This is a genomic window from uncultured Thiothrix sp. (assembly GCF_937873765.1).
Classification (GTDB): Bacteria; Pseudomonadota; Gammaproteobacteria; order Thiotrichales; family Thiotrichaceae; genus Thiolinea.
In genome coordinates, this window is sequence record NZ_CALMZC010000012.1 from 82,457 (window position 1) to 95,634 (window position 13,178).

8 protein-coding genes and 4 tRNA genes are annotated in these 13,178 nt (G+C 44.9%); all 12 read right to left on the reverse strand.

The window, feature by feature from the left end; translation table 11 throughout:
- Nucleotides 1-9: 9 nt before the first annotated feature.
- Entirely contained in the window at nt 10-708 is a 699-nt protein-coding gene (gene rplA, locus Q0307_RS02300) for a 50S ribosomal protein L1 (RefSeq protein WP_298655871.1), read from the reverse strand.
- The gene (gene rplK, locus Q0307_RS02305; protein WP_298655874.1) at nt 709-1,140 is read right to left on the reverse strand and encodes a 50S ribosomal protein L11; all 432 of its coding nucleotides are present in this window, start codon (nt 1,138-1,140) and stop codon (nt 709-711) included.
- A gap of 52 nt (nt 1,141-1,192) precedes the next feature.
- On the reverse strand, nt 1,193-1,726 hold the full coding sequence (nusG, locus tag Q0307_RS02310; RefSeq protein WP_298655877.1) for a transcription termination/antitermination protein NusG: 534 nt from the start codon (nt 1,724-1,726) through the stop codon (nt 1,193-1,195).
- Nucleotides 1,726-2,130 carry a preprotein translocase subunit SecE gene (secE, locus tag Q0307_RS02315; RefSeq protein WP_298655880.1) on the reverse strand — a complete coding sequence of 135 codons (405 nt, stop codon included), beginning with the start codon at nt 2,128-2,130 and terminating at the stop codon, nt 1,726-1,728. The genes nusG and secE overlap by 1 nt, the downstream gene beginning before the upstream one ends.
- 80 nt (nt 2,131-2,210) lie before the next feature.
- A tRNA-Trp gene (locus tag Q0307_RS02320) sits at nt 2,211-2,286 on the reverse strand.
- A 70-nt stretch (nt 2,287-2,356) separates the two neighbouring features.
- Nucleotides 2,357-3,547 carry an elongation factor Tu gene (gene tuf, locus Q0307_RS02325; protein WP_298655855.1) on the reverse strand — a complete coding sequence of 397 codons (1,191 nt, stop codon included), beginning with the start codon at nt 3,545-3,547 and terminating at the stop codon, nt 2,357-2,359.
- Between the two features lie 30 nt (nt 3,548-3,577).
- Nucleotides 3,578-3,653 (reverse strand) — tRNA-Thr (locus Q0307_RS02330).
- Between the two features lie 31 nt (nt 3,654-3,684).
- Nucleotides 3,685-3,758, reverse strand: a tRNA-Gly gene (locus tag Q0307_RS02335).
- A 56-nt stretch (nt 3,759-3,814) separates the two neighbouring features.
- Nucleotides 3,815-3,899 (reverse strand) — tRNA-Tyr (locus tag Q0307_RS02340).
- Nucleotides 3,900-4,012: 113 nt separating this feature from the next.
- A complete protein-coding gene (locus Q0307_RS02345; RefSeq protein WP_298655883.1) occupies nt 4,013-9,775 on the reverse strand; it encodes a translocation/assembly module TamB domain-containing protein in 5,763 nt (1,920 codons plus the stop codon).
- Nucleotides 9,772-11,583 (reverse strand): autotransporter assembly complex family protein, encoded by a 1,812-nt coding sequence (locus tag Q0307_RS02350; RefSeq protein WP_298655886.1) that lies wholly within the window; start codon nt 11,581-11,583, stop codon nt 9,772-9,774. Before Q0307_RS02350 ends, Q0307_RS02345 begins: the two co-directional genes overlap by 4 nt.
- 13 nt (nt 11,584-11,596) lie before the next feature.
- Nucleotides 11,597-13,147: a D-alanyl-D-alanine carboxypeptidase/D-alanyl-D-alanine-endopeptidase gene (gene dacB / locus Q0307_RS02355; protein WP_298655890.1), complete on the reverse strand. Its 1,551-nt coding sequence runs from the start codon at nt 13,145-13,147 to the stop codon at nt 11,597-11,599.
- Nucleotides 13,148-13,178 lie beyond the last annotated feature (31 nt).

Below are 13,178 nucleotides of genomic sequence, written 5' to 3' on the forward strand. Positions count from 1 at the left end.
TCAAAATCTTTATTGAGCAGTAACGCTCGCTTGATCTACTTTTAAGCCAGGCCCCATTGTCGTGGACAAGGCGATACCCTTTAGGTAAATACCTTTAGAAGTAGATGGTTTCATTTTAACTAAATCAGTGACTAAAGCGGCTAAATTTTGTGCTAAGGCTTCCGTACCGAAACTGGTGTTACCAATGCCACAATGGATAATACCTGCTTTATCAGTGCGATAGCGAACTTGACCTGACTTGGCATTTTTCACTGCTTCGGCCACGTTTGGAGTAACCGTACCGACTTTAGGGTTAGGCATTAAGCCGCGTGGACCTAAAATTTGACCTAACTGGCCAACAACACGCATCGCATCTGGGCTAGCAATAACTACGTCGAAGTCCATTTTACCCGCTTTAACTTCAGCAGCTAAATCATCGAAACCAACGATATCTGCACCGGCGGCTCTTGCTGCTTCAGCATTAGGGCCTTGAGTAAAAACTGCGACACGCACAGTTTTACCATTGCCATTGGGTAATACCGTAGAACCACGCACAACTTGATCAGATTTACGTGGATCAACACCTAGATTGATAGCCACATCAACACTTTCAGTAAATTTAGCGGCTGGTAAGGACTTTAACAAATCCAGAGCATTGGTCACTGCATAAACTTTAGTGCTATCTACTTTTTCACGAATTGCTTTTTGACGCTTAGTTAGCTTTGCCATTTATACGCCCTCCACTTCTAAGCCCATGCTACGAGCAGTACCTGCAATAGTACGAACTGCGGCATCTAAATTGGCTGCTGTTAAGTCTGGCTCTTTAGTCTTAGCAATTTCTTCTAATTGCGCACGACTGATCTTGCCAACTTTGTCACTATTTGGACGAGCACTACCTGATTTCAAGCCCATCGCTTTTTTCAATAGTACTGAAGCGGGTGGAGTTTTGGTAATGAAGGTAAAACTTTTATCACTGTAGACCGTGATAACGACTGGAATTGGCATACCGACTTCCATGCCTTGAGTAGCAGCATTGAAGGCTTTACAAAACTCCATAATATTCACACCTTTTTGACCCAATGCAGGACCAACTGGTGGACTCGGATTAGCTTTACCAGCAGCAACTTGCAGCTTAATATAGCCGGTTACTTTTTTTGCCATTTTGATTTACCTATGAATGGGTACAAACGCCTCACGGCTCCCCGTTGTGCAATCAGGCTTTTTCCACCTGATAGAACTCAAGCTCAACAGGCGTTGAGCGACCAAAAATTTGTACTGCAACTAACAAACGGCTCTTCTCATAGTTTACTTCTTCAACAACACCATTGAAGTCTTTAAATGGACCATCGTTGACACGCACTACTTCGCCGGCATCGAACAAAACTTTAGGCTTAGGTTTATCAACACCTTCTTCTACTCGACGCAAAATAGTATCGACTTCTTTTTGGGTGATCGGTGCAGGTTTATCACCAGAACCACCGATGAAACCTAGGACACGTGTAGTATTCTTAACCATATGCCAAGTTTCATCATTCATTTCCATTTGAACTAATACATAGCCCGGAAAGAACTTGCGCTCACTACGACGCTTCTGGCCTTCACGCATTTCGACAACTTCTTCGGTAGGGACTAAAATATCACCGAATTGCTCTTCCATACCAAAGCGCACCACACGCTCTTTTAAAGAACGCTGCACTTGACCTTCAAAGCCAGAAAAGGCTTGAACTACATACCAACGCTTAGCCATCAACCACCACCTAGCAAGGTTTTAACACCCCAGCCTAGAAGCATATCTACCAGCCAGAGGAAGAGAGAAAGCAATAAAACAATCACCATGACCATCAAGGTTGTCTGCATGGTTTCAGCGCGGGTAGGCCATACCATCTTGCGGACTTCCATCCGACTATCTTTCAAGAAGGTAATTAAGCCACGCCCTTTCTCAGTGGTTGCTGCAACAGTTACTGCTATTGCAACAAATGCTAATAACCCTAAAACCCGAATTAAGACTGAAACTGCTTCACCTTTCCAAGTGGCGAAATAGTAGAAGCCACCGATACCCACTAACAGCAAGACAAAAGCTAAAATAAGCTTAATCGTATCGAGCGAGGACGTTTGTTGTTCAGCTTTTAAAGACATAATTTTTTGATACAACCTAAACAGCCTAAATGACTTTATACAAAGACTTGCACAAAGATAAGCTAGAATTTGTAGAAAGCCATCTTGCTAAAAGATGGCAGGCCAAGAGGGAATCGAACCCCCAACCTGCGGTTTTGGAGACCGCCGCTCTGCCAATTGAGCTATTGGCCTAACAAACGAGAGGACGGGAGTGTACAGACTCCCGCCATATTCTGCAACTAATTAATTGAATATTGTTAGCTTACTCAATAATTTTAGCGACGACACCAGCGCCTACAGTACGACCGCCTTCACGAATCGCAAACCGCAAACCATCTTCCATCGCAATCGGATTGATCAGAGTGATTACCATCTTCACGTTGTCACCTGGCATCACCATCTCCACGCCCTCAGGTAACTCACAAGCACCGGTCACGTCCGTGGTACGGAAGTAGAACTGTGGACGATAGCCATTAAAGAACGGGGTATGACGACCACCTTCTTCCTTAGATAAGACGTACACTTCAGCTTCAAATTTGTTGTGGGGCTTAATCGTGCCCGGTTTGCACAGCACTTGACCACGCTCAACGTCATCACGCTTAGTACCACGTAATAACAAGCCTACATTGTCACCGGCTTGACCTTGGTCTAACAGCTTACGGAACATTTCAACGCCCGTTACAGTAGTAGAAGTCGTGGCACGAATACCAACGATTTCTACGGTCTCACCCACTTTGATCACGCCACGTTCGATACGACCCGTGACTACCGTACCACGACCCGAGATCGAGAAAACGTCTTCAACCGGCATCAAGAACGCACCATCAATCGCACGCTCAGGTTCTGGGATGTAAGTATCTAAAGCATGGATCAGTTCAGCAATCGATGGTTCGCCAATCGGTGACGTATCACCTTCTAAAGCAGCACGAGCTGAACCTTTAATAATCGGGGTATCATCACCTGGGAATTCGTAGCTGGATAACAGTTCACGTAATTCCATCTCGACCAGTTCTAACAGTTCTTCATCATCAACAAGGTCACATTTGTTCATGTAAACCACGATGTACGGAACACCCACTTGGCGAGATAATAGGATGTGCTCACGGGTTTGTGGCATGGGGCCATCAGCCGCTGAACAGACCAGAATCGCGCCGTCCATTTGTGCAGCACCGGTGATCATGTTCTTTACATAGTCCGCGTGGCCGGGGCAGTCGACGTGAGCGTAGTGGCGATTTTCTGATTCGTATTCTACGTGTGCGGTAGAAATAGTAATACCACGTGCTTTCTCTTCCGGAGCTGCGTCAATTTGGTCATACGCTTTCGCTTCACCACCAAATTTACGGGATTGAACGACTGTCAACGCTGCGGTCAAGGTCGTCTTGCCGTGGTCTACGTGACCTATCGTTCCGACGTTCACGTGCGGCTTCGTGCGCTCAAATTTACTCTTTGCCATCTCGAAAACCCCTAAGAAGGATCAATAACTTGGTGCTCTTGGGCAGAATCGAACTGCCGACCTCATCCTTACCAAGGATGCGCTCTACCATCTGAGCTACAAGAGCGTAAATTCTTAAACGACTCAGCCACACTATTTGGAGCGGGTGATGGGAATCGAACCCACGCCATCAGCTTGGAAGGCTGAGGTTCTACCATTGAACTACACCCGCTTAATTTATTTCGCATTAGCACGAAACCTTAAACGTGCGCACCAAATCAAAAAATATGGTGGAGGGGGAAGGATTCGAACCTTCGAAGGCAGAGCCAACAAATTTACAGTCTGTCCCCTTTGACCGCTCGGGAACCCCTCCGACTGGAAAGGCGCATAGTGTGATTTAATCGTTTTTTTTTGTCAACTCAAGATTTGAGCTTTTTTTCAGAAATTCACAGTAAACGTTTAAAATCTAATCGCCTTAACTAACTCTTACTTACCAAATGGCCCCGTATTGGTTTCAAGCTTATAAATTAAACCGATACTTTGGTTAGCACCACTGGTAGCTTCTACTTGTAAACGCTTGTTCACCTGATAAGTCACTGCGACTTTTTGCAGCGAATCAAACAGGCCCACAATATACTTCACATACAATTTAGAGCCAAGCTTTTTCCCGAGAGCTAGCTCACTTTGTTTGTAATCTCCACTATTTGAATTAATTCCAACATCATCCAAGCCTAAATTACCACCGATACTTTGTGCTAAACTTTCCCCACCTGCTAAACCTAAACTGGTAATAGCACGCGTCAAAACAGCCGTATCGCCCCCTGATACACCCGATAAGGCGCGCCCTGTTAACAAATAACTTAAAGTATCGCTTTGGGTTTGTTGTGGTGAGGAAAATAAGGTGGACTCGGGCTGCTTGACAGTCCCACCTAGGCTAATACCAACTGTAATATCATCTTCTACCTCACGTGTAGCACGTACATCTAAAGCCGGATTGGTCATTGGCCCGTTAAAAATCAACCGTCCACGCTCTATCTTGAGATCTTGCCCATAGGCTTTATAGAAACCCTCCACCACGCTTAGAGCACCCTCGGCAATAATGTCCTGTTTATTGCGTAGAATCCGCATTTTGCCATTTAGACGAGCTTCTAACCCAAAGGCATTCATCCGCACGCGATCGCCCACCTCTACCAAAATATTAGGCTGGATATCAATCGCTGCACCGTCTTGAGGAGTTCTTAGCTTTTTACGCACAGTCGCTGGCTGGTTACGCCCAACAAAGACAATATCGTCTGAGCGCACACTCGCCTCCATCGGCAAAGCTTGGATATTGATAGACGCCTCTGGTACACGCAAAGCACCGGTAATAATTACTGACTTAGGCGTTGCTTGAATATTTAAATCAGGAGAAATTTGCCCCTGAACTTCATACGTGTTCATCAGCAGTAAATTACTACCTTGCAGGCGCAAATCAGCACTCCAATTTGGTAAGTTAGCTAAACGCAAAACACCATTTGCTTTCAGTATCCCCTGCCCTGCACGTAGTGAGCCAGTAATATTCATTTGATCCGCTTGGCTAGCTTGAACGGCTACACTGATATCCTCAATTTTTGCGCCCGTTTCTGGCAGGTATAGTGAAGCATTTTGTAGGCGTAAAGTGCCGGTGACCTGTGGCTTATTGAGCAAGCCCTGAATACGTACATCGCCATTGACCTGCCCTTTTAGCTCATCTACTTGCGGTGAATAGGCTTGTAGCCAACTTATATCTGGCATAGTGACGGTAGCCTTCACATCCAAGCGGGGTTGACCACCTTCATCCGCTAAATCAATGCGTCCATCAGCACGTAGTTGTCCACGTCCACGAATATCCATTTGCGCTTGAAAGGTAGCGCTACGATCAGTTAAGATCAAACTAGCTTGCGCCTGTGTATATTGCAAAGTTTCTGTGCGCTTATTATCCGTACGCAGCACAATCATATTGTCTGGCAAGTTGATATTGACCCGCGCAAACGGCTTACCGCCGCGCTGCTCAAATTGATAATCCGCATTGATTAAGCCCGGTAACTGTACAGTCGTGGGTAAGAAGGCTTTCGCAAGACTAATCGGTACTTGCTGCAAGACACCATTCGCAGTTAAGCCGCGTTGTGTACTCCAATCTGCTTTACTACAGATGCGCGCATTCTGTGGATTCACTAGACAGGCATTGGCTAGGATAAAAGTTTGGGCTGAGGCTGTCACACCAACTGCACTCGTCAACTGCCAATTGCCAGCCGCAGTATCTCGCAGATTCAGAGACTCGACCGCTCCTTTCCATTGTTGCCCATTCCAAGAACCTGAAGCACGTCCTTCTAATCTGCCCGCTTGATGTACTACTTTAAGATTTAAAGTATGGCGCGATAGCTGACCTTGTAAAGTGAATTCAGCTTGTTTAATTTGATTTGTACCTTGGCGCAAACCTTCAAGCGTACCACGCAAATCATACTGTGCACCTGCTTGATTAGCCTGCAAAGATAATTTGGCAATTTTTAAATCTTGGTAACCGACTTGATTGCCCTGCAAATTGCCTTGCACCTGCGGCTGAGCCAAATTACCGCGTAAAGACCCTTCGCCTTTTAAGCTACCCGCTAAGCCCGGCCAAAGCTGTGCTAGATTAGGTGCTTGAACCCACCATTGAATATCAAAAGGCTCACTAGCACGACCATTAGCCTCTAGCTCATTAGAACCTGCTAAGACCCTCACAGACTGCAAAGTAATTTGTTTGCCTTGAATCTTAACTTTGCCATTGGCCTGCAAAGGTCGGCCTTCGATTTGCCCCTTGAGGCTCGCTACCTCTAAATCAAATTGACTGCCATCTAAACGTCCTGATAAGCGCCCATTTCCTTTGACATTACCATTTAATTTAGGGCTGAGTTGGCTAAGATTTTTCGCATCTAAGTCCCAATCCACCCCTAAGGTCGTGCTCGCACTGCCATTTAAACGTAGGCGATTTTGCCCTACATCCACTAACACATTATGTGCGGTTACGACTTTATCGCGTAGCTTAAGCTCACCACTCGCACTTACCGGAAAGCCTTGGACATTGCCTTTGAGACTATCCACTTTTACTGCTAGTTTGGAGCCATCTAATAACCCTTGTAAGCGACCATTCCCTTTTAACTCACCTTTCACTGTAGGACTTAATTGACTTAAATCCTTAGCATCTAAAGACCAAGCTAAACCCGCCGCATCATTCGCAATCCCATCCAGTTGAATCCGATTTTTGCCCAAAGATAGCGCTAAGCCATTGGCTGAAAACTGCTTATTACGAATGCGTAATTCACCACTAGCATTAATGGGGAAGTTCTGCACATTGCCGGTGAGGCTATCGATATTGACTGTCAGCCTTGAACCATCCAATAACCCAGTAGCCTTACCTTTACCTTTTAAATCGCCCTTGACCGCAGGCGCTAATTGACTCAAATCTTTGGCATCTAAAGCCCAACTTAGACCTTGCTTTTCATCGGCAACGCCATCTAAGCGAATTTGGTTTTTGCCCACTGAGAGATTCAGACCTTGTGCGGCAATTAATTTATTTTCTAATTTAACTTGCCCATCAGCCCGAATGGGAAAATCTTGTACCACACCATCTAAGCGCTCGACCTTCAGCGTGAAACGCGAACCGTCTAGTAAGCCACGGAAATTTCCACGTCCATTTAAGTTGCCGGTCAGTGTGGGATACAACTGCGCTAATTTATTCGCATCCAGCGACCAATTTAAGCCTTGGGCTTCATCAGCCACACCTTCTAGTTTAATATGATTATCGCCAACATCGATTTGCACGCCTTGTGCACTCATTACTTTTTCTTGAATAAGTAGGCTACCAGTGGCTTTAATCGGGTAATCTTTGACTATCCCTGCTAAGCGATCAATACGCAGCGCCAAGCGTGAGCCATCCATTAAACCTTGCACATTCCCTTTACCTGACAAATTACCGGGCAAACTAGGCATGAGCTGCTGCAATTTAGGTGCTTCTACTACCCAATCTAAACCTTTTTGCTCGTCTGCAATCCCTTCTAAAGTGATGCGATTATCTGCCACATCAATCCGTACCCCTTGCGCAGATAAAACTTTATCCTGAACTTTAAGCGTGCCTAGGGCTTTGACCGGTTGATCTAAGACTGAACCCGCTAATTCATTAATTTGTAAACTTAACCGTGAACCATCTAATAAGCCTTGTGCTTTACCATTACCAACCAAATTACCTTTGAGCTGAGATGAAAGTTGCGCAAGATTTTTAGCATTCAACTTCCAAATTAAACCTTGGGCTTCATCGGCTACACCATCCAGCTCAATTTGGTTATCGCCTAAGCTTAACTTGACCGCTTTAGCTGTGAGGATTTTGTCATTGACTAAAACTGTACCGTTGCCTTTGACAGCATAATCTAGCAACTCGCCTTGTAAATTATCAATGCGCAAGGCTGCGCGCGAACCATCCAATAGACCTTGGACATTACCACTACCCGCTAACTTACCTTTTAAGCTTGGGACAAGTTCGGTTAAATCTTTGGCATCAATCTTCCAATTAATCCCCTGAACTTCATCCGCAACTCCATCTAGCTCGACATGATTAGTCCCCACATCCAACTGTAAGGCTTTAGCAGTCACCAATTGATCACGCAACAGCACTGAGCCTTGAGCTTTAAGAGTGCGCTCTAACACCTCGCCATTGAGTTCATCAATCCGTAGAGCTAAACTTGAGCCATCCAATAAACCTTGCGCATTACCTTTGCCTTTCAAGTTGCCACGTAAATCTGGATGTAAATTACTCAGATTTTGTGCATCTAAAACCCAATCAATGCCTTGAGTCTCATCGGCTATCCCATTCATAGATAAATGGTTTTCACCCACAGAGACTTTTAAATCACGGGCGGTTAGTAAGCCATTGGTTAAACTAGCGCCCCCTTTCGCTTCGACGGGATAATCTAAAACCTGCCCCGCTAACTGCTCAATATCGAGCATAAACTCTGAACCATCGATCTTGCCTGAGAGCTTCCCTTTGCCTGCTAATTTACCTTCTAGGCTAGGATGAAGCTGCTCTAATAAGGGTGCGTCCAATTCCCAATCAATTAATAAACCATCCTCTGCAATACCTTTTGCCAAAAAGTGATTTTCCCCTATGGCTGCTTTAATAGAGTTAACTGTTAGAGCGTTTTTATCTAAACCTACTGACAAGGTGGCATCAATCGGATAATCACGCAAAGTACCGAGCAGTTTGCTGGCATCCAAACTCACCACTAACTGATTATTGACAAATTGCCCTTTGGAAGCGGCAGTAAGTTCTAAAGAGCCGGGTAAATCTGCAACAAAAGCTTCAGGATTAACTTTTGAGCCATTGAGCTTTGCATCCCAAGTTAATGTAGGACGCCATGCTAGATTACCGGTTATGCCCATCTCGCCTGCAGTGCTTCGTAATTGCCCTGCTTCAAAAGTTACCCCATCAAAACTACCTATTCCAGCGAGTTTGACCTGAGTTTCAGGAAAATCCCTATAAGTCCACTTGCCATCTGCTTGAAAGCGATAATTAGGCAAATCACCTGTAGCGGTTACCTTGAGTGAGCCGATGCCACACTTGGAGCCTTCAGAAGCAATCACTCCCGTCAATTCGGTCGGATGCGGTTTGAGTAAACCCATCTTACCTTTCAGATCCATGTTAACGCTGCCACCTAAGGGATCGACATAGCTACCTACCAATTTATTAACTTGCAACACGCCGGCGCGGTTGTAGGCTTGCAGATTAATATCCTTGAATTTCATCTGGAAGCTACCCCTATTGATCACCAATTCTTGGAGAACAACATCCTCTAGAGCAACCTCGGCTGGAATGCGAATATCAGGAATGGTAATAGGCTCAGTGCTGCTAGTTTCAAAAGTTGGAATAGTAATCACTAAGCGCTGACCGCTTAATTTATCCACCTGCACTTGCGAAGGAACAGCAAACCTTTTAATAGAAACATCCAACCGTGCATCTTCTATTTCAACTTTAACACTTGGGTTTTCCCATTCAATGCGCTCGACCTTCATCTGATCCAATAAAGCGCCTTCAACCCCTGTTAAACGTAAATCGGGTAAAACCTGCTGAATACTGCTGGCTAATAAGGCAGTACCTACCCGCGTAGTTGACAGTAATGCGATAGCTAATAAAACAATAAGACTAATGACTAGCAAAGCAGCTAGCGGATGAATCACGAAATACTTGACGGAACGCCTCACAAATCTGGCCCTAAACTAAAGTAAAAATGCAGATCCTTAGTATCATTTTTAGGGATAGCCAAATCCAAGCGTACTGGGCCTAATGGTGATTTATAGCGTATCCCAACTCCAGCCCCGACATGCAGCTCATAGTTTTTCCAATCATTAAAAGCACTACCGGCGTCGGCAAAAACCGCTGCACTGATTTTTTCAGTCATTGGGTGTTCATACTCGAGGCTAGTGACGATTAAGTTCTTGCCACCTGTTACCTCCCCATACTCATCCAGCTCACCCAAAGCATTAGAATCAAAACCTCTGACAGAATCCTGTCCACCCGTAGTAAACCCAAGCGACTTTGGCATAACACTATCGTTCTCTACCCAAGTTGCTCCCACTGCACCGCGTGCAATAGCCTTACTGCCATTTTCAAAACTATGTAGGTATTTTCCATCTACCCGAGCTTGCAACAAGGTCTCGTCACTCAACACACTTTTATGAGCACCCTTTATCTCACCGGATAAGCGCCAACCTTTCTCAGGATACAAAGGATCAGTAGTTTTGGTTTTATTCACCCGCGCCCCGATTAAAGTCAATTGGGTATTATCCGGAATCGAATCACCATCAATCACTAAGCGGAATTTTTCTTCAAAAAAGGAAATAAAAGCCGTCTGTTGCCAATCACTCTCAGTGCGCCGATTATAGTTAAATTCTAATTTGCGCTGATCTAGATAGGTTGCTAAAGGGATACCTGCAAAATCAATACTATCTTTAGATTTAATCCAAGACACATCAATACCCGCATATTCATGCTCGGGTTCCCACAAAGGTACGATGTATTTAAAACCTGTTTTTAAATAACCTGACTGGGTATAGAGCAAGGCTATATCCAATTTATGTCCTTTACGGTTTACCCAGCGCGCATTCATGCCACCTTCAATCGTAAAACCATCGTCTGACGCGAAAGCTAATTTACCCGTATAGGCATAGCGTTTATTACGTAGCGCTTTAATCTCGACAGGGACACGATTATTCTCAGTATTTTGATAATTGCTACTAATTTGCACATCACTGTAGTAACCACTATTTTCCAATAAACGCTGCTGCCGGAGTAGGTCTTCAGAATTATAATCTTCGCCTGCTTCTACTCGTAGATAACGCTTTAGGAATTTTTGATCAAGTACGTCTTGTTCAACATCCACTTGGCCAAATTGATAGCGCTTGCCGGTATCAAAATGCAGATTCACCACGGCTTGACGACTATCGAGATTTACTTGAATTTCTCGTTCTACGAATTGAGCATCAAAATACCCCAAGCGGCTGGCAGCACGGGTAAGACTAGATTTGAAGTCCTCGTATTTCTGTGTGACTAAGACCTCATGATCGGTATAAGGCGGCTCACTAGCAATTGCTTTAAAATCATCAGACTTTGCACCCTCACCTGTAATACGAATATTAGATTTAGCTACTGTTACAGTTGGACCCGGCTCTACCACAATATTGAAGTTCCAACAGTTATTTTGACGAGCCGAAGTCATATCAAACTTGGCCGTGAAATAGCCCATCGCCTCCGCACCTTTGGTTAATTTAGGCTGAGCAGCATCCACATAGCGCTCAATTCTCTCAGTGGGTGACTCACATTTCAGGTTGCGCAAGGAAGGCAAATAGGCACGTAAATTCTCTTCTAAACTCGGCTCAGCACCTTGAATACTCACTTTAACCGGCGACTCTTCAGGTTCTTTGTTATTTTGCTCAGCAGCCGGACTTGCAGTACTTACCACTAAAGTCGCCAATGCTAAGGCGCTTAGACGATAACCCGGCTTTAATTTCATAGATCTATCCTAGTTACTGTTCAAAGACCCATTCCAACAACAGATTTTGCAAACTATGTCCGAAACCTGCTGAACGCTGGCCGTTTTGCTGCATCACAATAATCATGCGTTTCCCGCTACGGGTGAGCATATAACCCGCAATGGCGCTCACATCACGCAAAGTGCCTGTTTTTAAGCGCGTCCTGCCGGCTAAATCACTCCGCCTAAAGCGCCGAGCTAAAGTGCCATCTTGACCCAATAAAGGTAAAGAGTTGAGCATTTCTGGCATATAAGGATCGCGCCAAATGGCTTGTAGTAACTCCCCTACTTGGCGGGCACTAACCCGCTCATTCCGCGATAAGCCTGAACCGTTATCTATCACCAAACCTTGGGTAGAAATACCTTGGTCGGTTAAAACCTTTAATACAGCTAAACGCCCTTTCTCCAGTGTAGCAGGGGCTTCGAACATTTTCGCGCCTACTGTTAACATGACTTGGCGCGTCATAACATTATTACTCCATTTATTAATCAACCGAATCTGCTCGGCTAAAGGCATGGAAGTATGCACATAATATTGACGATCACCTGTTTTGAGTTGTCCCGTTTGTAACCTCCCATCTAACTTCCCACCAAGCATTTGCCAAAAATCACGGAAGGCATTAAATACATGTTCTTCAGGACTCGAAAGGACTAGGGTTTCTAAGCGTGAACCACAACTACCGATATAAGAGCCAGAGACTTTAATACGGCCATCTATTTGGGTTTGCACCTGGGGATTATGCCGCTTCTTGGTACAATCGCCACTCACAAACTCTAATTGCTCGTTTAACGCTGCTGTTGGTTTAGGAAAGGCAATCACATTAACCTTATTAGCAGCCATATCTGGCTCAAATAACAGACGTGTAGCTTGGAAGTTAAACATCAAAGCTGAAGGTGGTGCGTTATAAACGCGCTCGCGCTCACCATCAAAGGCGGCTGGATTAATGGAGGGTAACTCAAAAAAGCTATTATCAATGATAAGATCGCCTGTAATCTCTTGTAGGCCTTTTAAACGCAGATCATGCACTAACTGCCAAAATGATTCGTAGACTAAAAAAGGATCACCATAGCCTTTTAGAACTAGGTCACCGTGTAAAACTCCATCCCGTAATTCACCACGTGTCCAAACTTCCGTATCCCAAGTCCACGCTGGCCCTAAAGTTTTTAAAGCCGCCCAAGTGGTTAAGAGCTTCATTGTTGAAGCGGGATTACGCGGCACTTCAACCTCATGCTGAATTAAAGGGCCGTCCGCACTCACATCGCGTACATACACGCTAATTTCATCAGCAGAAATATTACGCTCTTGCATAAAAGCTAGAACTGAGGGCGGTAAATCCTGTACCTGAGAATGCCGGGTAGTAGCTTGTTCAGCTGGTTGAGGGGGAGTGCGCGTTAGTGTAGGACTAGTAACTTCCTCAGCAGATGTAGTCGCTGCGTCCTCTTCATCTGTCCACCCCGGGTTCGCAAAAAAAACCGCGAGGACGAGGATAAAACCTAAAAAGAGGGTGAGACTACACTGATGCGGAGTAGAGAATCTATTTAACATGCTTATTTATAAGATATTTCAACAGCGTTAA

What these genes read in the sequence shown, in the direction of transcription:
- rplA (WP_298655871.1), bottom strand. Translation starts at nt 708, where the DNA reads ATGGCAAAGCTAACTAAGCGTCAAAAAGCAATTCGTGAAAAAGTAGAT.
- dacB (WP_298655890.1), bottom strand. Translation starts at nt 13,147, where the DNA reads ATGTTAAATAGATTCTCTACTCCGCATCAGTGTAGTCTCACCCTCTTT.
- nusG (WP_298655877.1), bottom strand. Translation starts at nt 1,726, where the DNA reads ATGGCTAAGCGTTGGTATGTAGTTCAAGCCTTTTCTGGCTTTGAAGGT.
- Q0307_RS02350 (WP_298655886.1), bottom strand. Translation starts at nt 11,583, where the DNA reads ATGAAATTAAAGCCGGGTTATCGTCTAAGCGCCTTAGCATTGGCGACT.
- tuf (WP_298655855.1), bottom strand. Translation starts at nt 3,547, where the DNA reads ATGGCAAAGAGTAAATTTGAGCGCACGAAGCCGCACGTGAACGTCGGA.
- rplK (WP_298655874.1), bottom strand. Translation starts at nt 1,140, where the DNA reads ATGGCAAAAAAAGTAACCGGCTATATTAAGCTGCAAGTTGCTGCTGGT.